Raw genomic sequence first — 20,017 nt, 5'->3', positions numbered from 1 at the left:
GTTTGACCCGGGGCCCATTTTTGGAACCCTCTGAACGGGGCGGTCGTGCGAGGAAGACTCCTCCCGCGGCCGCCCCGTTCGGCATGAGCGGGGACGAGCGGGGACAAACGCGCAGGAACGCGCAGTACGGGAACAGCACTTGGGGGCGGCATGTCCTTCTGGGACAACTTCTGGCACGGGCGCTCCGCGCAGTCCGAGTTCGATTCGGGCAGCGCGGCGACCAACTCCATCGAACTCACCAAGCGACATCCGGTCGTCTCGCTCTCCAAGCAGGGAGCGGCCACCGGGAACCTGCGGGTCAATCTGTCGTGGCGGATGCGGACTTCGGACATAGGCGGGTTCGAGAAGAGCAGCCTGGTGCGGCATCCGTTCAGCATGTTCAAACCGGACGTCGTCCAGGCGCACACCCAGTCCATGGTCAATGTCGACCTGGACCTCGGCTGCCTGTACGAGCTGGCGGACGGCGAGAAGGGCGTCGTGCAGCCGCTCGGCAGCTTCCTCGGCGCGCTCAACGAGCCGCCGTACGTGAAGCTCAGCGGTGACGACCGCTTCGGTTCGGCCTCCGGCGAGACCATATACATCAATCTCGACCATCGCGATGCCATCAAGCGGCTGCTGGTGTTCGTCTACATCTACGACCAGACGCCGGCGTTCGACCGCACGCACGCGATCGTGACGCTGTACCCGAGCAATGGCCCGCGGATCGAGATCAGTTTGGACGAGCGCGCACCGCAGGCACGCTCCTGCGCCGTCATCTCCATCGAGAACATCAAGGGCGACCTGGTGGTGCGGCGCGAGGTGAAGTTCGTCTACGGGTTCCAGGCCGAGCTGGACCGGTTGTACGGCTGGGGGCTGCAGTGGGGCCGGGGCTACAAGACCAAGGTGGGCGAGGGGTAGCCGCCGGCGGGCCTCATCGTCCGATGAACTGCGGCCCCTGCGGCGGGAGCCGGAACGTCGGGTCGGGGTACACCGTGGCCGCCACCGGCTGCGGATAGCCGTACGCGGGCTGGGACGGCGGGGCCGGCTGCGTCGCGGGCTGCGGCGGGTAGCCGTACGACGGCGGCTGCTGGGGCGGCAGCGGGAACGACGGGGCCGGGACCGGGACGGGCGGCGCCGCCGCCGCGGGCTCCGCCGAGGCGGAGTCGTCGACGGAGATGCCGAAGTCCATGGCGAGGCCGACCAGGCCGTTCGAGTAGCCCTCGCCGACCGCGCGCAGCCGCCAGCCGTCGCCGCGCCGGTACAGCTCGCCGCAGATCAACGCGGTCTCGGCGCCGGTCTCCGGCTTGATGTCGAAGTGCGCGATCGGCTCGGCGGCGTCCGACGTGGCGTCGTAGACGAACATGCGCAGTGCCTGCACGTGCTCGAAGGCGACCTCGTCGGCGGAGGCCGTGAACAGGATCCGGGTGATCTCCTGCGGGACGCCCGCCAGATCCGCCTGGAGCGTGTCCGTCATGCCCTCGGCCACCCGCTTCTGGCCGAGCCGCCAGACCTTGCCCGACGGGTGCCGGGGCTGGTTGTAGAAGACGAAGTCCTCGTCGGAGCGGACCTTGCCGTCCGCGCCGAGCAGCAGTGCGGAGGCGTCCACCGCCGGCACACCCTGCCCCGGGGACCAGCGGAGCACGGCGCGCACCGCCGTGGCGTCGAGCGGGACGTTCGCCCCCTTGAGCATCGCGTGCGTCATGCGGTCATCCTGCCTTCCCGCCATGGCCCGGGACAACGCGGGTCGGATCAGGGGCCGGAACGCATCTCCCGACATCCATGGGTTACCAGGATTTCATTGCGGCCGGGAACTCTTGACACAGGTTTGTACGTACTATTACCGGCCACATCATGTCGGACGGCCTGGCAGTACGGGGGAAACTTATGCGTCATTTCGGGCACGTTGCCCCTGAGGTACGGGCGCGCCTGTTCCATCGGGAGCCACAGACCTTCCATACGGACTCGGCGCCCCGCATGCTCGCGGCGGCGCTGGGAGCGACTCTCTACAGTCCCGCGACCCGTCCGCACCTGGCGGACGACGTCCTCAAGCAGGCCGGGCGCGGTGTCGTGTCCATGGTGCTGTGCTTGGAGGACTCGATCGACGACTCCGAGGTGAGCGGCGCCGAGGACAATCTCGTGCGCCAGTTCGCGGATCTCGCCGGCCGCGGGGCCGAGGTCCCGCTGCTCTTCGTCCGGGTGCGGGCGCCGGAGCAGATCACGGACCTTGTGCACCGCCTCGGGCCGACCGTCGCGTTGCTGTCCGGATTTGTGTTGCCGAAGTTCACGGAGGAGCGGGGTGTTCCGTTCCTGGAGGCGCTCACCGCCGCCGAAGCGGCCGCCGGGCGTCGACTTTTCGCCATGCCCGTCCTGGAGTCGCCCGAGCTGATGCACCTGGAGACGCGCACCGAGACCCTCGCCGGGATCTCCCGCACGGTCGACAAGTACCGCGACCGCGTCCTCGCGCTGCGGCTCGGCGTCACCGACTTCTGCTCGGCGTACGGGCTGCGCAGGCCGCCGGACATGACGGCGTACGACGTGCAGATAGTCGCCTCCGTCATCGCCGACGTGGTCAACCGGCTGGGCCGGGCCGACGGCACCGGCTTCACGGTCACCGGACCGGTCTGGGAGTACTTCCGCCACCAGGAGCGGATGTTCAAGCCGCAGCTGCGCCGCAGCCCCTTCCTGGAGGAGGGCGCCGAGCCGCTGCGCGAGGCGCTGATCCAGCACGACATGGACGGCCTCTTGCGCGAGATCGAGCTGGACCGGGCCAATGGCCTGCTCGGCAAGACCTGCATCCACCCCTCGCACGTGCTGCCCGTGCACGCCCTTTCCGTGGTCAGCCACGAGGAGTACAGCGACGCCCGGGACATCCTGCGGCCCGAGCGGGGCGGCGGCGGAGTCCTCAGGTCCGCGTACACGAACAAGATGAACGAGGTGAAGCCGCACCGGGCCTGGGCCGAGCGGACCCTGCAGCGCGCGGAGGCGTTCGGGGTGGCCCACGAGGACGTCGGCTTCGTGGAACTGCTCACCGCCGGGCTGCCCGCATGACCATGGCCCGCATGACCGAGTCCGCATGACCGAGGCCCGTGTGACCGAGGTCCGGGCAACCGAAGCGACGAGAGACGAGAAAAGCAACGTGGTGTGGTCGGGTACATGGGTTTCCGAGCGGCTCGGGGTCGAGCTGGCCGGAGACCAGGAGCTGTCCGGGCTCCTCGGGCTCGCACTGCGGCGCAACCCCAAGCGCGCGCATCTGCTCGTGTCGAACGTGCTGGGCAAGCACGTGCCGCAGCGCCCGTCCGTGGTCTGGCGCGCCGGACACGAACTGGGCGTACGCGTTCGGGAGCTGCTCGGCGACGAAGCGGCGGCGCGGTCCGTCGTCCTGGGCTATGCCGAGACCGCGACCGGCCTCGGCCACTCGGTCGCCGACGGCCTCGCGCTCGCGCCGTATCTGCACTCCACGCGCCGGCCCGTCGAGGGCGTGGCCGGCGCGGGCGGCTTCGAGGAGTCCCACTCGCACGCCACCTCCCACCTCCTGCTGCCGCAGGACCCGGAGCTGCTCGCCGGGGACGGACCCCTGGTCCTGGTCGACGACGAGTTCTCCACGGGGAACACCGTCCTGAACACCATCCGCGCGCTGCACGACCTGCACGCCCGCGATCACTACGTCATCGTCGCGCTCGTCGACATGCGCTCACCCGGCGACCAGGGCCGCCTCGAAGATTTCGCGCGGGAGATGGGCGCCCGGGTCGACCTGGTCGTGAGGGCGCGCGGCTCGGTGCGGCTGCCGGACGGGGTTCTGGAGAAGGGGCAGGCGCTCGTCGCCGCGCACGAGGCGGGCGCCGTGCCCGCCGCCCGGCGCGAGCGTGGCGAGGTCACCCGGATCGGCGACCTCGGCTGGCCGGGCGGTCTGCCGGACGGCGGGCGGCACGGCTTCACCCCGGCCCACCGCGCGCGCCTCGAAGCGGCCCTGCCCGGCATGGCCGAGCGGCTCGCGCCGCACGTCCGCGGCCGGGTACTCGTCCTGGGCAACGAGGAGTTGATGTACGCGCCGCTGCGCCTCGCCACCGCGCTGGAGGCCGCCGGCGCCGACGTCGCCTACTCCACCACCACCCGCTCGCCCGTCCTCGCCGTCGACGATCCGGGCTACGCGATCCGTACCCGGCTCGTCTTCCCCGCGCACGACGCACCGGCCGACGGGCCCGGCGAGCGGTACGCGTACAACGTGGCGGGCGGTGGCTTCGACACGGTCGTCGTCGTCCTCGACTCCGTCGGCGACAGCGACGAACTTGCCGCGCCCGGCGGCCTGTTGGAGCGGGCCGCCGAACACGCGGCGCACGTGGTCGTGGTCGCGATCCCCTCGTACGTGCCTCAGGAAAGGCCCTCCATGTCGTTGCCCGAGCCGTTGCGCGGCCCCGCCTTCTCCTCGTACGCGCCCGACGAGGTCGGCTGGCTGTTGCAGGACCTCTCGGATGTATCCCTCGAGGCGCCGACCGAGGAGCGCGAGGAGGCCGTCCAGAGCGGCGGCGCGCACTACGCCGAGTCGCTGCCGGTCGAGTACCAGCCCAGCGCGCAGTACCAGGAGTTGTTCCACGCGGCGCTCGACGCGTCGGCCGACCGGATCGCGCGGGCGGTGGGTGTCGTCACGGAGACGGTGCTCGCGGAGCGTTCACCCCGGCCGGTCCTGGTGTCCCTCGCGCGCGCCGGGACGCCGGTCGGGGTGCTGATGCGGCGCTGGGCCCAGCGCCGGCACGGTCTGGAACTGCCCCACTACGCGGTCTCCATCGTGCGCGGCCGGGGCATCGACGCGAACGCGCTGCGCTGGCTCGCCGCGCACCACGACCCGGCGGATGTCGTCTTCGTCGACGGGTGGACGGGCAAGGGAGCCATCACGCGTGAACTGGCCGCGGCCGTCGCCGAGTTCGAGGGGTTCAATCCGGAGATCGCCGTGCTCGCCGACCCCGGGTCGTGCGTGCGGACGTACGGGACGCGCGAGGACTTCCTCATTCCGTCCGCCTGCCTCAACTCCACCGTCTCCGGGCTGATTTCGCGCACCGTGCTCCGGTCCGACCTGGTCGGTCCCGAGGACTTCCATGGGGCCAAGTTCTATGCCGAACTGGCCGGTTCGGATGTGTCGCGGCACTTCCTCGACGTCGTGGAGGACCGCTTCGAGGGCGTCCGCGACGCGGTCGACGCGAACGTCAAGGAGCTGCTCGGGACCGATCGCGCGCCGACGTGGGAGGGCTGGGCCGCCGTCGAGCGGATCAGCGAGGAGTACGGGATCCACGACGTGAACCTCGTCAAGCCCGGGGTCGGCGAGACGACCCGGGTGCTGCTGCGGCGCGTGCCGTGGAAGATCCTGGCGCGGGCCGGCGCCGGGGCCGACCTCGACCATGTCCGCCTGCTCGCGGAGCATCGCGGGGTCCCGGTCGAAGAGGTGGCCGAACTCCCTTACAGCTGCGTCGGGTTGATCCATCCGCGTTTCACGCGCGGGGCGACGGGTGTGGACGGCAAGGCGGTGGCGGCGAAGTGAGTTCCGTTGCGGTGAGTTCTGATGCCGTGGGTTCCGGTGCGGTGACCGTCGTCGCGAGCGATCTCGACCGCACGCTCATCTACTCGGCCGGGGCGCTCGGGCTGACCATGCCCGACGCGCAGGCGCCGCGACTGCTCTGCGTCGAGGTGTACGAAAGCAGACCCCTGTCGTACGTCACCGAGGACGCGGCCGCGCTGCTGGCGGAGCTGGGGCGGCGCGCGGTGTTCGTGCCGACGACGACGCGGACGCGGGAGCAGTACGGGCGGGTGCGGTTGCCCGGCCCGGCGCCGCGGTACGCGATCTGTGCCAACGGCGGGCATCTGCTCGTCGACGGGGTCTCGGACCCCGGGTGGAGTGCGGCGGTGGCCGCTCGGCTGGAGGCGGAGTGCGCGCCGCTCGGGGAGGTGCGGGAGCGGATGGTCGCGGCCGCGGACCCGGCGTGGTTGCTGAAGGAGCGGGTCGCCGAGGACCTGTTCGCGTACCTCGTGGTGGACCGGGCGCTGTTGCCGGAGGGGTGGGTCAAGGAACTCGGCGAGTGGGCTGAGGGCGTCGGCTGGGGCGTCTCGCTGCAGGGCCGGAAGGTGTACGCCGTGCCGAAGCCGCTGACCAAGGGAGCGGCGGTCCACGAGGTGGCCCGGCGGGCCGGGGCCGCCCGGACGCTGGGGGCCGGGGACTCGCTGCTGGACGCGGACCTGCTGGAGGCCGTGGACCGCGGCTGGCGCCCCGGCCACGGAGAGCTGGCGGACGCGGGCTGGACGGCCCCGACGGTGACGGTGCTCGCGGAGCGCGGGGTGCTGGCGGGGGAGGCGGTCCTGCGGGGGTTCCTCGGGGAGGTGCGGGCCCAGGTCTGACCTGGCCCGGCCCGGCCCGGCCCGGCCCGGCGCGGGGCTGTGCCCGGGGCATGGGGCCACCACACACCCGGGGCTTGATCCGGCCGCCCTCAGCCGCAGCAGCCGCCCCCGCAGCAACCACCACCGCCGCCGCCCGACGAGGGCGCGGGGGACCGTGAGGTCGAGGCCGCGCCGGTCATGGCCACCGTCGACAGGAGTTTCACCGTGTCCGGGTGGCCTGCGGGGCAGCTCGCCGGGGAGGCGGAGTCGGCCATGGGGCGGCTGAGTTCGAACGTGTCGCCGCAGGTACGGCAGCGGTATTCGTAGCGAGGCATGGGCCAAGGTTACGGGTCGTCGCGCAGCGAGAGGTCCAGGAGTTCCAGCATCGCCGTGTACGCGCCGTCGGCGTCCATCTCGCGCACCCGCGCGGCGACTTCGGCGTGGGAGGGCAGCGGATGGTGGTGCGGGCCCGCGTGCACCCGCTCATCGCGCGCGGCGAGGGTCGGGACGAGGACGCGGGGCAGCTGTGCGTAGAACCGGTTGCCGGAGGCCATGAGCAGGGTCGAGTGGAAGGCGATGTCGGCGCGGGCGGCGAGCGCCGGGTCGGTCCGCGGGTGGCGCTCGGCCGCGGCCATCGCCGCGAGCGCCTCGTCCAGCGCGGCGAGATCGGACGAGGTGCGGAACTGTGCGGCGAGCGCGGCGGCCGAGGGTTCGACGGCGCGGCGCAGCTCGTGCAGATCGGGGAAGAAGCCGACGGGCCCGGGGACCGTGGCGGCCAGGGTCCAGCGCAGGACGTCGGTGTCCAGGACGTTCCACTCGTCCTGGGGGCGGACACGGTGCGCGGGGCCCACGACACCCTTCGCCACGAGCACCCGCACCGCCTCGGCGAGCACCGACGCCGCCATGCCCAATTCAGCTGCGAGGAGCGGCGGTTGCAGGTGACTGCCGACGTCGTACGTGCCGTCCGTGATGCCGCGCGCCAGCCGCTCCACCGCGGTGCGGTGCACGTCGTGCCCGCCGTGCGGCACCGGCGGAGAGCTGGCCATGCGGAGCAGGCTCGCACGGCTCCCTGTGCAATATCAATTCGCCCTGGAACTCGACGGGTTGGACGGCCCATCGCCGTGCCGGGCCTTCCAGTACGGGTTGTCGTACGGCAGGGTGCCGCTGACCCTCCCGTACATCCCGAAGACCATCAGCAGCAGCCCGACGGCGAAGCTGAACAGGACGTTCTGCATGCGGAAGGCCAGGAAGTTGGCGCCGGTGCCGAGCAGGGCGAGGTTCACGAAACCACTGAGGATGAACAGGATGCCGAGCACCATGTTCAGCGTCGAGGCGACGTTGCCGCCGATCACCATGCCGACGAACAGGAGTACCCCGACGCAGATGGACAGGACGCTGAGCGCGCCGTTCGTGCTCAGACCCGCGACCGAGTCCCCGCGTGTGTCGAAGAAGCCGATCTTGTCGATGAGCCCGAGGATGCCGAAGGCGAGCAGCACCAGGCCCATCAGGCCCGCGCCGGTGCGGTACACCTTGCTGAGGCCGTGGTCGACGGGCAGATGCTCGTCGAGCGTGACGCGCCCGCGGTAGCGCGGGTGGAGTGCTTGTGTGTGCGTGGCCATGACTGCCTCGCTTCCTTGCGGGTACGTGCGAAAAGGACCCAAACGTCCTCCCGTACGTCCTCCCAGGATCCGCCCGTCACCACGTGAGTGGCAACCCCGTCAGGCGCCGCCGCGCTCCTCACGGATCTGCGACACGACCCGGCCCGCCGTCTGCCGCACGGCCTCCGTCTCCGTGAGGAAGTGCCAGTAGTCGGGGTGGCGGCCCTCCAGGCCCGCGACGGCACGGTCCAGGCGGGCCACGGCGTCGTCGAGGGGGCGGGCGTGGCGCGGCTCCGGGGTGCTGCGGCCGGCCATCGCGAGCCGCTGCGCGTCCCGGATGGCGAACCGGGTGCGGTCGATCTCCTGCTGCGGATCCTTCGCCACCGCGTTCAGCCGATGCAGCCGGTCGCCCGCGGCGGAGACCGACTCGTCCGTCGTGTTCAGCAGGGCGCGGGCCGTGGAGAGGAGCGAGGTGGCGTCGGGCCAGCGCTGGGCGTCGCGCGCGGCACGCGCCTCGGCGAGCTTGCTCTCGGCCTGCCGCACGTTCTCCTCGGCCAGGTCCGGTACGTGCTGCAGGTCCTGCCAGCACGCGGCGGCGAACCGGCGCCGCAGCTCGCTCAGGACCGGCTCGACCTGGCCCGCGCGGGTCGTCAGGGCCTGCGCCCGGGTGCGCAGCGAGACCAGGCGCCGGTCGATCTCGGCGGCCCGCTCGGGCAGCCGCTCGGCCTCGGCGCGGACGGACTCGGCGTCCCGTGCGACCCGCTCCGCGCGCTCCAGCGTCTCCGGGACGCCGTGCTGCCCCGCGCCCTGGTTCAGCTTGGTCAGCTCCGGGCCGAGGGCGGCGAGCCGGGCGGCGAGGTCGTCGGCCTTGAGATCGGATCTGCGTACGGCGTCGAGCGCGGTCGTCGCGGCGAGCAGGGCCTGCCGGGCGCGCTCCACGGACGGGGCGAGCCGGGCCAGCTGCGTCTCGGCCTTGCCGAGGAGCGGGCCGAGGCCCTGCGCGAACCGGTCCAGGTCCTGCTTGGTCCGGGTCAACTGGTCCTTGGCCTGCGTCAGTTCGGCCCGGGCGCGCGACGCGGCGCTCGCCTCCAGGTCGTCGCGGTCGAGGTCATGGGCGTCGACCGCGGTGATGTACTGGCCGCTGACCTCGTCGATGCGGGCGCCGAGCTGCTGGAAGTCGGTGACGGCGCGGCGGCCCGCGGGGGAGTCGTCCACCGCGGTGATGGTCTCTATCGAGATGCGCAGGTCCCGCTGGGCGGTGTCCAGCTCGTAGAACGCGGCGGCCGCGGCGTCCTTGGCCGCCTGTGCCTCGGCGCGCTGGGACTCGGCACGGCCGCCGAACCACTTTCTCGTACCGCCACCGGCGAAAGCGGACGTGAGCGTGGCCGCGAGCAGCGGGACGGGGAGCAGGGTGAGGGTGAGAACGTCACGCAGCGCACTGTGGCGGGCCGGGCACGCCCCGCGGCGGGCCCACGGACGGACGGGGCCCCGCGCCCCTTCGGGACGCTCATTCGTCGCCGTCGTCACCAACCACTCCCGTGCGCCGTCATCAGCCCTCGACCGGTGTCCATTCTCCCACCGATTACGACGAACACACGGGCCGGTTAGTTCGCGGTTCGCAGTGTGACTTTTCCGTCCTGCGAGCGGGCCGAGATCCGGTGCGTGCTGTGGGTGGCGCGGGGCACGTCGACATCGATGCCGCCGTCGTCGGTACGGGTGGCCACCTGGTACTTGGCGGTGCCGGGGAGCGTGAGGGTCAGGGAGCCGTCGTCGGTGGTCGCCTCGACGCGGTCGGGGACCGTGCGCAGGGCGAGGTGCACGGAGCCGTCCTTGCTGCGGACCGAGACCTGGCGGGCGTCCACGCCCGAGGCGTGCAGCGAGCCGTCGTCGCCGTGCAGACGCAGCGGTCCGGAGACGTTCTCCACGTGCACCGAGCCGTCCTGGGTCGAGATGTCGAGGCCCTTCTTGAAGCCGTTCGCGCGAACGCTGCCGTCGTCGTTGCGGACCACGACGGCGATGCCGCGCGGCACTTCGACGCGGTGCCGCGCCGAGCAGTCGACGACGAGGCCGCCGCAGTGCAGCCGCAGGGTCAGCCGGTCCTCGTCGGCCTGCCACTTCCACGTCACCTTGGGGTCGGAGCCGATCACGGTGGAGCCCTGGAACCAGCGGGTGACCTTCACCTGGTCGCTGTCGCCCGGGACCAGTTCGAGGGTCGAGTCGTCCGAGTCGACGGTGAGCGTCGTGCCGTGCAGGGCGAAGGAGCGGTGGTCGGGGTGGTCGTCGTCGGAGGCGTCGGCGCCGCACGCCGTGGCCGTCGCGGCGACTGCGACGACGGCCGCCGCGGCGGCCAGGCCACGGACGGCACGGGAACTGCGGGCGGTGCGGAACGGACGGACGGTCATGGTGGTTTCCCCCTGCGGCGGCTGGTGTCGCGGTGCCGGACCGGCGGCCGGCACTCCATGAACGTACGGCGGCGCAGGTGGTGTGCGGGATGTGGGCGGCCACCGGATCGCAGGTGGGGTTAACCCCACCTGCGGCCTGGGCCGTTACGGGTTTGCCGTGCACCGGCGCCGGCAAGGTACGCTGTCGGCTCGTCCCGGTCGCACAGGCCCGGGATTTTGGGTGCGTAGCTCAGGGGTAGAGCGCCTGCCTTACAAGCAGGATGTCGGCGGTTCGAAACCGTCCGCGCCCACCACCGAAGTGGACCGAAGGCCCTCGGGCGATCGCGATGACGATCATGCCCGGGGGTCTTCGTCGTTCTCCGCGCGGGCGGTATCCGCTCCGTAGGCGTGCTTGAGGCGGGCGCGGGCCCGCACGGTGTCGGGGCCCGTCAGCTCGGCCCAGTAGCGGTGGCACGTCACGAAGACCGCCAGCTCCAGCTCGCGTCTGCGCAGCTTCTCGACCTCGGCCTGCTCGTCCTCGGTCCAGCCCGGTGACGCGGGGCGCTCCAGCTTGCGCCAGCCCTGGGTGTCGCTGACCGCGTCGCGGGGCGCGACCGACCAGGGGAGCCGCTTGAGGAGGTCCAGGAGCTCGGCCCGGATCTGGTGCAGCTCCTCCTGACCTGCGCGGAGGTCGCTCGGGAAATCGAAGTCGGAATCATCGGTCGCTGCCACCCGGCAATGGTACGTCTGTTCGAATTACGGGGGCGAGCATCTTCGGGGAGTTCACGCGAACGTGTGGTCGAAGGCAGGGCGGCTCCGGTCCGGTCGCGGCAGACTGGAGGCATGTGCCGCAGCATCAAGACCCTTCGCCCGCCCACGCTCCCCGAAGAGGCCACCGAGGAGGAGATCAGGGCCGCTGCCCTGCAGTACGTGCGCAAGGTGTCCGGGTTCCGGGCGCCGGCCGCGCACAACCGGGAGGTGTTCGAGCAGGCCGTGGACGAGATCGCCCGCGCCACCGCGGCCCTCCTCGACAGCCTGGAGGTACGGGGCGCGGCCGGTAGGGCTCAGGCTTCCTGAGTCTCCGGGACCGGGCGGCGCATCACGTACGCCGCCACCACGCCCGCGCCGATCAGCGCGAGCAGTGAGACCACGGTGGACAGCCAGCTCGCGCCGAGCCACTGCGCGCCGAAGTAGCCGAGCGCCACGCTGTACGCGGCCCAGGCCACGCCCGCCAGGGCGGACCAGGGGAGGAACTCGCGGACCCGGCGGTGCGCGGAGCCGGCCGCGAAGGAGACGACCGAGCGGCCGGCGGGCGCGAACCGGGCGATGATCACGAGCAGGCCGCCGCTGGAGCGGGCGAGCGCCGCGCCGAGACGTTCCTGCGCGGTCGTCAGGCGCCGGGAGCGGGCGATGGCGCGGTCCAGGCGCTCCCCGCCGCGCCAGGCGAGGCGATAGGCGACCAGGTCGCCCAGGACGGAGGCCGTGGCGGCGCTGAGGGTGAGCACGAGGAGGTCCGGCACGCCGTGCGGGACCGAGCCCGTGGCGGCGCCCGAGCCGGCCGCGGCGGCGGTGGCCGCGGTGATCACGAGGACCCCGCTGGGCAGCACCGGCACGAAGACGTCGAAGAGCACGGAAAGCGCCACGATCGCGTAGATCCACGGGCTTCCGGTCAGTGACCCCACGCTCTCCAGCACTGCAAGCCAACTCCTGTACGGACGATCCCCCGACCGATCCCTCCAGACAGGAGCGGCTTCATGACAGCTGTACAGCGTACGCCCGGAGTGTCGCTCGCGTGACGCAAGGGGTACAGATGTTCCCCATCTCACGTTCACCCGAGTGCCGCGTTCCGGGCTGCGCCGGGCCGCCGGGTCCCGTACGAACGAGCAAGCACTGACGAGACCGGAGGAACTGACGATGGTGGCAGGAATGGTGACCGGCGCTCTCGCGGCGGCCGTACTGGCGGCGGGCGGCGGCGGGGCCGACGTCACCGGGCAGAGTTACTGGGTGCGGGCCGTGGCGACCTTCTCGCCGCCGACGGCGTTCATGGCGTCGCCCGCGATCACGTACGACATGAAGCTGGTGCCCGCGGCGTCGTCGATCGAGGTCGAGCAGAGCGGCTCCGGGTCCGTGATGACCGTGGGCCTGAGTGTGAAGGGCCTCGTTCCCGGTCACGCCTATGGCGCGCACGTGCACCAGAAGCCGTGCGGCGCCGACCCGGCCGCGGCGGGCGGCCACTACCAGCACGTGGTCGACCCGGCGCGGGCGAACGCCGGGAACGAGGTGTGGCTCGACTTCACCACCGACGCCACCGGCAAGGGCACGGCCACGGTCCGCAAGGCGTGGGGGCTGCGGTCCGGCGAGGCGCGGTCCGTCGTGATCCATGACGTGCCCGGCGGGGCGGGGGCGCGCGTGGCGTGCTTCACGGTGCCGTTCGGGCCGGCCGGGCCGCTCCGTTAGGCCGCTCCGTTAGGCCGGCCCGCCAGGCGTACGACGGCGCCCGCCCTCCGTGTGGAGAGCGGGCGCCGTGGTGTGCGGGGTGCGTACGGGGTCAGGCGGCGACCGTCGCGCGCTCCGGCTGTGCTTCCTCCGCCCGCTCGCCGCGCGCGGCGAACAGCCGGTCCAGGCCGAACGCGCCCGATCCGGTGAAGACGAGCAGCAGCATGGTCCAGCAGAACATCGCCGAGGCCTCGCCGCCGTTCTGGATCGGCCACAGGGCGCCCGGCTGGTGGACGTGGAAGTACGCGTAGGCCATCGACCCGGACGAGATGAGCGCCGCGGCGCGGGTGCCGAGGCCGAGCAGCACCAGGCCGCCGCCGACGAGCTGGATGACGGCGGCGTACCAGCCGGGCCAGGTGCCGGCCTCGACGGTGTTGCCGTTCATACCGCCGAGGACGCCGAAGAGCGAGGCGGCGCCGTGGCAGGCGAAGAGCAGGCCGACGACTATGCGGAACAGTCCGAGGACATAGGGCTGGCCGCTGTTGAGACGTCCAGTCATGTGGGGACTCCTTCGGTCGGTGGGGGACGTAACCGAGTTCACCGATGTAGTCGGCGCCGACGCTGCCGCCGTTGCCACCGGCTTGGGAGATCCACAGGTTAGGAGAACCTAACCAATGCTTGCAAGTTCAACATTCGGCCATGGTCGTCTTCCGTTTCGGGGCCCGCGTCCGGCCCCGCGGCGGTGCGCAGAGCGGCGCGCGCCACCGCGTCCGCGTCCGACAGGGTCACCGAGTCGACCCCCGGGCGGGCCCCCGCGGCGGTCACCCAGTGCACCCCCTCGGTGGGCACGCCGAACGCGAACCGCCGCGCGTGAAAAGCACCTTGACGGTCGATCAGCCGGTAGGGGCGCGGTGTCACGTCCAGCCCTCCGGTCTCGTAACCGTCGACCGTGTGCGGCCGGGCCTGGCCGGTCTTCAGGAGTCGCGCGAGCAGTTCGTCGGCGGTCCTGCGCACGTCCGGTTCGGGCAGCCGGGCCTCGACGAGTGTGGTGGCCGTCACGGTCGAACCCGGCACGTCGGGGGAGTGCGCCACGAAGCAGCCGTCCCGCACGGCCACTTCGAGGCGGGGTCCGACGGCGGTCAGTACGCCCGCCTCGACGAGCGCGGCCAGTTCCTCGATGCGGCGCCGGGGCGGGCCGATGGAGAGGAACGCGTTCAGCGGGGTGTACCAGCGGTCGAGGTGGTCGCGGCGCGAGGCGCCGGACAGGCCACCGTGGTCGACGATCAGGCGCAGTTCGTTGCGCAGATCGCGCAGGACGTCCAGGGCGGCCTTCACGGGTCCGTCGACGTTGCCGAGCGCGGCGTGGTCCGCGTCCTCGCGCAGATGGGCGAGGAGCCAGGAGTGCCAGGCGGTGGGGGAGGGGTAGGTGTGGCCGGAATGCGGCCGTGAGACGCGGTCCCAGGACCAGTGGCGGTCGTCGGGTATCCCGAACTCCCCAAGGACGGCGGCCTCTTGCGGGGAGCGGTGCGCGGTGGCGAGGAAGCGTTCACGGAAGTGCGAGGAGGGCAGGCCGGTGGTTCTCAGCAACGCCTCGTAGTAGACCGTCTCGACCTCTTTCGCGACCAACGGCCATATCTCGGCGAGGAAGTCGGGTGCCTCGCCCGAGCCGGCTCTCTTGCGGAAGTGGGCGATCGACTCGGCGGTGAGGACGGCGGGCCGATGCCGTCCGTAAGGCCCCTTGGCGTTGTCGCCGCGCGCCTGGTACGGGATGCCGCGGCGCGAACCGGCGTACAGGCGCGGCTCGTTGCCCGACGGCAGGTAGCGCAGGCCGCCGCCGGGGGCGGGCGCGTACCGGCCGCCGCGTCCCTCGGTCAGCCGGGCCATGTGGTCGAAGAAGTTGAGACCGAGGCCGCGCAGCAGAACCGCCTCGCCCGGGCGTACGGCGCTCAGGTCGACGTCGGCCGGGTTGGCCGGCGGGACGTGCCGCAGGCCGTGCCGCCGGGCGTCCTCGGTGAGCAGGCGCTCGGCCGGGGTGCCGACGGTGGGCAGATGGCCCTGGGTGAGGACGACCGCGTGCAGCCCGGCGAGTTCGCGGCCGTCGGAGAGGGCGAGGGTCTGCCGCCCGTCGGGACCGTCGTCGAGGCGGACGGCGCGGGCGGCGTGCGGGACTACCGTGACGTGGGGCGGGGCCGCGTCGACGGTCGTGGCGAAGACCTGGCGCAGGTAACGGCCGTACTGGGCGCGGCTCGGGTAGTCGTCGGGGCCGAGCGGGGCGTCGTGCCGCTCGGCCCACTCGTAGAGGCTCGGGCCCGGGCGGATCGGGCCCGAGCACGCCACCGACTCGTCCGTGTAGAGCGTCACCTGCGAGGCGACCGTGTTCATCAGGAGCTCGGGCGCCTGGTCCGTGCGCCAGACGGCACCCGCGCCCGGCGGGTGCGGGTCGATCACATGGACGGTGAGCCGGGAGCCCGCCGGGAGCAGCTCGTCGGCGGAGGCGGTGAGCCGCTCCAGGACGCTGGTGCCGCGGGGGCCCGCGCCGACGATCGCCAGACTGAACTCGTGGTGAGGGGCGGGCAACACGGGACTCCCGGGGCATGTGGGGCTGCTGGGGTGGTCCGCCTCATCATGCCGTTTCGCCGTCAACTACGGCGAGAGGGAATCCAGCTGTGAAATGGATCACGCGCCGGCGGCTACGTGATCGTGCGCCCGTCCGCCCGCACCAGGCCGCCCTGCGGGTCGGCCTGGTCGAGAGTGAGGCTCGCCGAGCGGCCGCGCAGGGTCAGTGTCATCAGGTGGTTCCCGTACCAGGGGCCGCCCGTCTTGCGCCACTTGAAGCGGGGCGCCGCCGCGCGTGCGTGCCGGGCGAGGCCGCGGCCGATGGCCCGTCCGGTACGGCTCCAGCCGAAGCGGAAGCCGACGCGCATGTACCTGGGGATGGAGTTGTGGACGGGGGAGCAGGTGAGCTGCAGGACACGCGCGGTGGGCGCGGGGCCGCTCGCCGGCCAGGACGGCTCGGCGACGTACGCGTGGTGCACGTCGCCCCCGAGGACCGAGACGGTCGCGGGCGCCGCGGGGCCCGAACCGGCTTCGGCGACCAGGTCCGTGAGCGTGTCGAACGACGTCGGGAACGCCGCCCAGTGCTCCAGGTCGGCCCGCCTGCGCAGCTTCTCGCCGCGCCGCGCCCAGCGGGCTCCGCGCTCGCCCCGGCTCATCGCCGCGTTCCACGTCTCCGCGTCGTGGATGAGATGGGGGAGCAGCCACGGCAGGGACGAACCGATGAGGAGGTGGTCGTAGGCGCCGGTGCCGGAGTCCTGCCCCTCGAGGGCCTGCTCGCGCACCCAGCGTGCCTCGTCCGGGTCGAGCATCGCCCTGTTCTGTTCGTCCAGTACGCGGGCGGCCCGGGTGTCGACCATCACCAGGCGCACGCGGCCGAAGTCGCGGCGGTAGCTCCAGCGGGCGCCGGTGGGGTCGGAGTCGGCCCGGGCGGCGAAATCGCGCAGGACGTCCGTGCCGTCGGGGGCCGCGCACACCTGCGCGTACACCGGGTCGGCGGCGAGTTCGGAGGGGTGCAGATTGCCTATGTGCTGGTGCACCCAGTACGACATGAGGCCGCTCAGGATGCGCTCCTGCCACCAGGGCGTGGCGCGCATGTCCCGGAGCCAGGCGGCGCTGGTGTTCCAGTCGTCTATGACGTCGTGATCGTCGAAGATCATGCAGCTGGGGACGGTGGAGAGCAGCCAGCGGATCTCCGGGTCGAGCCAGGACTCGTAGTAGAGGTGCGTGTACTCCTGGTAGTCCGCGACCTGGGTGCCCGGGGGGTCCTTGAGGTCGCGGCGGTGGGCCAGCCATTCCTGGGTCGCCGGTGACGTCTCGTCCGCGTACACCTGGTCGCCGAGGAGCAGCAGGACGTCGGGGCGCTCGGCCGCCGGGTCGGCGGCGAGGCGGGCGGCGAGCGTGTCGAGCGCGTCCGGGCCCACGGGGTCGTGCTCGCCCCCGAGCTCGCGGCCCCGCTCGCGCCAGGACGAACCCGAGGCGGGCGGGGCGGCCCAGCGGCAGGAGCCGAAGGTGACGCGGACGGGTTCGTCGTCGGCGTACCGCGGAGCGCGGATGGTGCTGGCCGGGAAGGCGGAGTCCGGCTCGGGCCAGACCATGGCGTCGTCCAGGGTCACCTCGTACGCCGTCTCGGTGCCCGGGGTGAGCCCGGTGACCGGGACCAGCGCGTAGTGGTGGCCGTCGATCTGGAAGGTGTGCGCACTGCCCTTCGCGCCGTCCGCGCAGCGCACCTCGGCGACGCAGGGCCGGCTCGCCTCGACCCAGATCGTCGCCGCCTCCCCGTCCACGTACCTCAGCAGTGGTCCCAGGCGCAGGCTCGCCACGTTGTCTCCTCCGCTCCGCCGACGTCCGGACCGTCGGGCCGTTGTCGGGCTTCGTCGTGCCCGGTCCGTCCGTACGGTACGGAACGCCGGGGGCGGGGGCCAGGAGCGGGTCCCGGGTGCGGGCGGGGGTGCGGGCCGGGGGTCAGCAGCCGCTCAGCAGCCGCTCAGCTTGGACTGGATCGCCGACTTCTCCGCCGAGTCCACCGAGAGGTCGTAGTAGTGCTTCACCTGGACGTACATCCTCAGGTACGTGCAGGCGTACGCGGCGCGCGGCGGCATCCACTCGGCCGGGTCCTGGTCGCCCTTGGACTGGTTGACGTTGTCGGTGACGGCGATCAGCTGGGGGCGGGTGAGGTCGTTGGCGAACGACTGGCGCTGGGCCGTCGTCCAGGAACCGGCGCCCGACTTCCACGCCTCCGAGAGCGGCACGACGTGGTCGATGTCGACGTCGCCCGACGCGGTCCAGGTGGCGCCGTCGTACGCGGAGTACCAACTGCCCGACGTGGCCGCGCAGTCGGAGCCGGTCTGCACGTTCGTGCCGTCGCGCTTGAGGACGACCTCGCGGGTGTTGCACGTGCCGGACTGGGTGATCCAGTGCGGGAACTTGTCGCGGCTGTAGCCGTCGGAGCTTCCCTCGGTCTTGACGGTCAGTTCGGAGAGGTAGGTGCGGGCCGTGGCGGCGGTCACCGGGGTGGGCGGGGCCGCCTGGGCGGCGGGTGCCGTGAGGAGGGTGAGTGCGGTGAGGGTGGTGGCCAGGGCCGCGGTGGCCGTGGCTATGCGGGTGCGGGGTCGACGCGCGTAGAGGTTCGGCGTGCGGGGGGTGCGGCGGGGCATGTGAACTCCCTTGTGATGGGGGGTTGTTGGCCGGGTGGGGCGTGCGGCCATGGTGGGGGGAGGGGGTTGCGGGGAGGTGTGCGGGTGGTGACAGGGTCGCGTCAAGTTGGGGTGCGGGGCAAGGGGGTGGGCGGGTAACTCTGTTGGGCCGGGCCTGATTTGGGGCGGGTTGTCCGTGCGGGTCCGCCTCGTTGCGGTGGATGGCGGTGCTGGTGCTCAAGTCGCTCGGCGGCGCTTGCGCCCAGGTTGCGGGGCCCCGCCCCGGACCCCGCTCCTCAAGCGCCGGAGGGGCTTGACCGGGGCTGCCCGGAGGGCTTGACCGGGGCCGGGTGGCGATCACCCCGACGCTTTTTGTATCGTGGTGAAACAAAGTGGTTCCCGCCCGCGTACCCTGACCGGCGGGCGGGGCCGCCTTGTCTTCTTCTCGTCTCCGTTCTCTGGAGCCTGCCGATGACGGCCACGCCCACCGTTCTCTCCGCGCGCGCCCTCCTGCTCGACATGGACGGCACGCTCGTCAACTCCGACGCCGTCGTCGAGCGGATCTGGCGGCGCTGGGCCGTCGAGCACGGACTCGACGCCGACGAGGTCATGCGCGTCGCGCACGGCCGGCAGGGGCACGCCACGATGGCCGTGCTGCTGCCCGAACGCCCCGTGGCGGAGAACCTCGCCGACAACGCGCGCATGCTCGCCGCGGAGACCGCCGACATGGACGGCGTCGTGCCCGTGCCGGGCGCGGCCGGGTTCCTCGAAGCGCTGATCTCGGGCGGGCTGCCGCACGCCCTGGTCACCTCGGCCGACGTGGCGCTGTCCACCGGACGGATGGCCGCCGCCGGACTGCCGTACCCGGCGGTGCGCGTGACGGCGGAGAACGTCGGCGCCAGCAAGCCGGACCCCGAGGGTTTCCTGAAGGGCGCCGCCGAACTCGGCGTCGACCCGGCGGACTGCGTGGTGTTCGAGGACTCCGGGGCCGGGATCTCGGCCGGGCTCGCCGCGGGCATGCGGGTGGTGGGGGTCGGGCCCCGCGCGGGGGCGCACGGACCCACCGTTCAGGTGGCCGACCTGACGGCCGTACGCGTCGAAGCCGCCGTCGACGGGGAAATCCTGCTGCACATCGGCTGAGGGGCCGCCGGTCTCAGCGGGTCTCCGACTCCAGGGCCCTGCGGGTTGCCGGGCCGTACGTTCCCGGCGTGTCCCCATGGACGCCGCGGGCCATCTGGAACGCGCCGACCGCGTACTCCGTCCGGCTGTCGTAACGCCCGTCGGGGCGGCCCCGGTAGAGGTTCAACTGCCCCAGACGGCGCTGGAGTTCGGCGACCTCCGGGCCGCGGTCCCCCCGGCGCAGGGCCGTCCCCCGCGGCGGGCGTATCTGCCGCGTGGCGGTCGCGGTCGCGGACGGAGCGGACGCCGAAGGCGTCGGGGACGGAGTGCGTCCGGGCGTCGGTGTGGGCGACGCGGCGGCCGAGGCCGGGCGGGACGCCGGGGCCGACGAAGGCGGCGGCGTCGTGGGGCGCACCGACACGGACGGGGTCGGAGCCGGGTCGTGCGGCGCCGATGTCGTGGGCAGCGGGGCGGCGGCCTCCTGCGCGGTGGCGGGCGTGTCGCCGTCGCCCGACGAGATCAGGACCGTCACCAGCGCCGCCACACTCAGCACACCCGCGACCGCGGCCAGCAGCAGCACCGGGGTGCGGCGCGTCCTGTCCGCCGGGTGGTCGTGGCCGGTGTCGTCGGACTCCGTCACGGCCGGCGGCTGCTCGGGCGGCAGAGGGGGGTGCGCGTACGGGTCCGGGACGCGCGGTGGCGGGGGCTGGGACGGCTCCGGGAGCGTCACGTAAGGGCGGACGCGCAGCGGACTGAAGCCCTCCACCTCGCAGGCGCACGTCGGACCGCCGTCCGGCCCCACCCCTGCCCCGCACTCCGGACACTTACGCGGCTCACCACTCACTGTGGTCCCCCTCCCCGAGAACTGCAGCGCATTATGCAGACCCCGAGGCCCTGCCCGCAGCGCCGGGTCCGAACTCAACAGGCCAAACCGGGGCGCACCGACCAGGATGGT

At 72.6% G+C, this 20,017-nt stretch carries 20 protein-coding genes and 1 tRNA gene; 8 read left to right on the top strand and 13 right to left on the bottom strand.

The features are described from left to right. Positions 1-150 precede the first annotated feature (150 nt). On the top strand, positions 151-897 hold the full coding sequence (locus AB0J02_RS01350; protein ID WP_363191438.1) for a Tellurium resistance: 747 nt from the start codon (positions 151-153) through the stop codon (positions 895-897). 13 nt (positions 898-910) lie between these two features. Here the strand turns inward: AB0J02_RS01350 and AB0J02_RS01345 are convergent, their stop codons facing one another. Then, positions 911-1,681, bottom strand: a complete 771-nt coding sequence (locus AB0J02_RS01345) for a TerD family protein (RefSeq protein ID WP_363191437.1) — start codon at positions 1,679-1,681, stop codon at positions 911-913. A 182-nt stretch (positions 1,682-1,863) separates the two neighbouring features. Between AB0J02_RS01345 and AB0J02_RS01340 the strand changes: the two genes are divergently transcribed. The 3 genes from AB0J02_RS01340 to AB0J02_RS01330 all read left to right on the top strand — a co-directional run bounded on the left by AB0J02_RS01340 (position 1,864) and on the right by AB0J02_RS01330 (position 6,360). Next, positions 1,864-3,027: an HpcH/HpaI aldolase/citrate lyase family protein gene (locus AB0J02_RS01340; protein WP_363191436.1), complete on the top strand. Its 1,164-nt coding sequence runs from the start codon at positions 1,864-1,866 to the stop codon at positions 3,025-3,027. 25 nt (positions 3,028-3,052) lie between these two features. Next, positions 3,053-5,509, top strand: coding sequence for a phosphoribosyltransferase (locus AB0J02_RS01335; protein ID WP_363191435.1), 2,457 nt, complete (start codon positions 3,053-3,055; stop codon positions 5,507-5,509). Between the two features lie 107 nt (positions 5,510-5,616). After that, complete coding sequence (locus AB0J02_RS01330) at positions 5,617-6,360, top strand: HAD family hydrolase (RefSeq protein WP_363191758.1); 744 nt, start codon at positions 5,617-5,619, stop codon at positions 6,358-6,360. An 89-nt stretch (positions 6,361-6,449) separates the two neighbouring features. On the opposite strand, the gene AB0J02_RS01325 is transcribed toward AB0J02_RS01330, so the two are convergent. The 5 genes from AB0J02_RS01325 to AB0J02_RS01305 form a co-directional block, all read right to left on the bottom strand. Then, positions 6,450-6,674 (bottom strand): zinc ribbon domain-containing protein, encoded by a 225-nt coding sequence (locus AB0J02_RS01325; RefSeq protein ID WP_363191434.1) that lies wholly within the window; start codon positions 6,672-6,674, stop codon positions 6,450-6,452. Between the two features lie 9 nt (positions 6,675-6,683). After that, the gene (locus AB0J02_RS01320; protein WP_363191433.1) at positions 6,684-7,385 is read right to left on the bottom strand and encodes an FCD domain-containing protein; all 702 of its coding nucleotides are present in this window, start codon (positions 7,383-7,385) and stop codon (positions 6,684-6,686) included. A 33-nt stretch (positions 7,386-7,418) separates the two neighbouring features. Further along, positions 7,419-7,958, bottom strand: a complete 540-nt coding sequence (locus tag AB0J02_RS01315; protein ID WP_363191432.1) for a DUF4383 domain-containing protein — start codon at positions 7,956-7,958, stop codon at positions 7,419-7,421. A gap of 99 nt (positions 7,959-8,057) precedes the next feature. Then, entirely contained in the window at positions 8,058-9,371 is a 1,314-nt protein-coding gene (locus tag AB0J02_RS01310; RefSeq protein WP_363191757.1) for a hypothetical protein, read from the bottom strand. Between the two features lie 170 nt (positions 9,372-9,541). Continuing rightward, entirely contained in the window at positions 9,542-10,339 is a 798-nt protein-coding gene (locus AB0J02_RS01305; protein WP_363191431.1) for a DUF4097 family beta strand repeat-containing protein, read from the bottom strand. Positions 10,340-10,557: 218 nt separating this feature from the next. Here AB0J02_RS01305 and AB0J02_RS01300 point away from each other — a divergent pair. Next, positions 10,558-10,632: transfer RNA gene (locus tag AB0J02_RS01300), tRNA-Val, on the top strand. Positions 10,633-10,672: 40 nt separating this feature from the next. On the opposite strand, the gene AB0J02_RS01295 is transcribed toward AB0J02_RS01300, so the two are convergent. Further along, positions 10,673-11,050, bottom strand: coding sequence for a hypothetical protein (locus AB0J02_RS01295; RefSeq protein WP_363191430.1), 378 nt, complete (start codon positions 11,048-11,050; stop codon positions 10,673-10,675). 111 nt (positions 11,051-11,161) lie between these two features. Between AB0J02_RS01295 and AB0J02_RS01290 the strand changes: the two genes are divergently transcribed. Then, positions 11,162-11,395 carry a DUF2277 domain-containing protein gene (locus tag AB0J02_RS01290; protein WP_363191429.1) on the top strand — a complete coding sequence of 78 codons (234 nt, stop codon included), beginning with the start codon at positions 11,162-11,164 and terminating at the stop codon, positions 11,393-11,395. Here the strand turns inward: AB0J02_RS01290 and AB0J02_RS01285 are convergent. Beyond that, positions 11,383-12,012, bottom strand: coding sequence for a VTT domain-containing protein (locus tag AB0J02_RS01285; RefSeq protein WP_363191428.1), 630 nt, complete (start codon positions 12,010-12,012; stop codon positions 11,383-11,385). The two genes, AB0J02_RS01290 and AB0J02_RS01285, sit on opposite strands and share 13 nt — an antisense overlap. A gap of 220 nt (positions 12,013-12,232) precedes the next feature. Here AB0J02_RS01285 and AB0J02_RS01280 point away from each other — a divergent pair, with 220 nt between their 5' ends. Next, positions 12,233-12,775, top strand: coding sequence for a superoxide dismutase family protein (locus AB0J02_RS01280; RefSeq protein ID WP_363191755.1), 543 nt, complete (start codon positions 12,233-12,235; stop codon positions 12,773-12,775). 91 nt (positions 12,776-12,866) lie between these two features. Here AB0J02_RS01280 and AB0J02_RS01275 read toward each other — a convergent pair whose 3' ends face one another. The 4 genes from AB0J02_RS01275 to AB0J02_RS01260 form a co-directional block, all read right to left on the bottom strand. Next, positions 12,867-13,313, bottom strand: a complete 447-nt coding sequence (locus AB0J02_RS01275; RefSeq protein WP_363191427.1) for a DoxX family protein — start codon at positions 13,311-13,313, stop codon at positions 12,867-12,869. Between the two features lie 98 nt (positions 13,314-13,411). After that, the gene (locus AB0J02_RS01270; protein ID WP_363191426.1) at positions 13,412-15,331 is read right to left on the bottom strand and encodes an FAD/NAD(P)-binding protein; all 1,920 of its coding nucleotides are present in this window, start codon (positions 15,329-15,331) and stop codon (positions 13,412-13,414) included. Between the two features lie 113 nt (positions 15,332-15,444). Further along, positions 15,445-17,130: an alkaline phosphatase D family protein gene (locus AB0J02_RS01265; protein ID WP_363191425.1), complete on the bottom strand. Its 1,686-nt coding sequence runs from the start codon at positions 17,128-17,130 to the stop codon at positions 15,445-15,447. 153 nt (positions 17,131-17,283) lie between these two features. Next, positions 17,284-17,964, bottom strand: coding sequence for an HNH endonuclease family protein (locus tag AB0J02_RS01260; protein WP_363191424.1), 681 nt, complete (start codon positions 17,962-17,964; stop codon positions 17,284-17,286). Between the two features lie 450 nt (positions 17,965-18,414). Between AB0J02_RS01260 and AB0J02_RS01255 the strand changes: the two genes are divergently transcribed. Beyond that, positions 18,415-19,083 (top strand): HAD-IA family hydrolase, encoded by a 669-nt coding sequence (locus tag AB0J02_RS01255; protein ID WP_363191423.1) that lies wholly within the window; start codon positions 18,415-18,417, stop codon positions 19,081-19,083. Between the two features lie 13 nt (positions 19,084-19,096). Here the strand turns inward: AB0J02_RS01255 and AB0J02_RS01250 are convergent, their stop codons facing one another. Continuing rightward, entirely contained in the window at positions 19,097-19,828 is a 732-nt protein-coding gene (locus AB0J02_RS01250) for a peptidoglycan-binding domain-containing protein (RefSeq protein WP_363191422.1), read from the bottom strand. Positions 19,829-20,017 lie beyond the last annotated feature (189 nt).

Origin of the sequence: Streptomyces sp. NPDC050264 (assembly GCF_040655895.1) — a bacterium.
In the GTDB taxonomy this organism is placed as follows: domain Bacteria; phylum Actinomycetota; class Actinomycetes; order Streptomycetales; family Streptomycetaceae; genus Streptomyces.
This window is presented reverse-complemented; position numbering and strand designations above follow the sequence as displayed.

Bases quoted from the DNA above. Each gene is read 5' to 3' on its own strand.
- AB0J02_RS01260 (WP_363191424.1), bottom strand. From the start codon at position 17,964: ATGCCCCGCCGCACCCCCCGCACGCCGAACCTCTACGCGCGTCGACCC.
- AB0J02_RS01325 (WP_363191434.1), bottom strand. From the start codon at position 6,674: ATGCCTCGCTACGAATACCGCTGCCGTACCTGCGGCGACACGTTCGAA.
- AB0J02_RS01315 (WP_363191432.1), bottom strand. From the start codon at position 7,958: ATGGCCACGCACACACAAGCACTCCACCCGCGCTACCGCGGGCGCGTC.
- AB0J02_RS01320 (WP_363191433.1), bottom strand. From the start codon at position 7,385: ATGGCCAGCTCTCCGCCGGTGCCGCACGGCGGGCACGACGTGCACCGC.
- AB0J02_RS01330 (WP_363191758.1), top strand. From the start codon at position 5,617: ATGCCCGACGCGCAGGCGCCGCGACTGCTCTGCGTCGAGGTGTACGAA.
- AB0J02_RS01255 (WP_363191423.1), top strand. From the start codon at position 18,415: ATGACGGCCACGCCCACCGTTCTCTCCGCGCGCGCCCTCCTGCTCGAC.
- AB0J02_RS01350 (WP_363191438.1), top strand. From the start codon at position 151: ATGTCCTTCTGGGACAACTTCTGGCACGGGCGCTCCGCGCAGTCCGAG.
- AB0J02_RS01335 (WP_363191435.1), top strand. From the start codon at position 3,053: ATGACCGAGGCCCGTGTGACCGAGGTCCGGGCAACCGAAGCGACGAGA.
- AB0J02_RS01280 (WP_363191755.1), top strand. From the start codon at position 12,233: ATGGTGGCAGGAATGGTGACCGGCGCTCTCGCGGCGGCCGTACTGGCG.
- AB0J02_RS01290 (WP_363191429.1), top strand. From the start codon at position 11,162: ATGTGCCGCAGCATCAAGACCCTTCGCCCGCCCACGCTCCCCGAAGAG.
- AB0J02_RS01275 (WP_363191427.1), bottom strand. From the start codon at position 13,313: ATGACTGGACGTCTCAACAGCGGCCAGCCCTATGTCCTCGGACTGTTC.
- AB0J02_RS01345 (WP_363191437.1), bottom strand. From the start codon at position 1,681: ATGACGCACGCGATGCTCAAGGGGGCGAACGTCCCGCTCGACGCCACG.
- AB0J02_RS01305 (WP_363191431.1), bottom strand. From the start codon at position 10,339: ATGACCGTCCGTCCGTTCCGCACCGCCCGCAGTTCCCGTGCCGTCCGT.
- AB0J02_RS01340 (WP_363191436.1), top strand. From the start codon at position 1,864: ATGCGTCATTTCGGGCACGTTGCCCCTGAGGTACGGGCGCGCCTGTTC.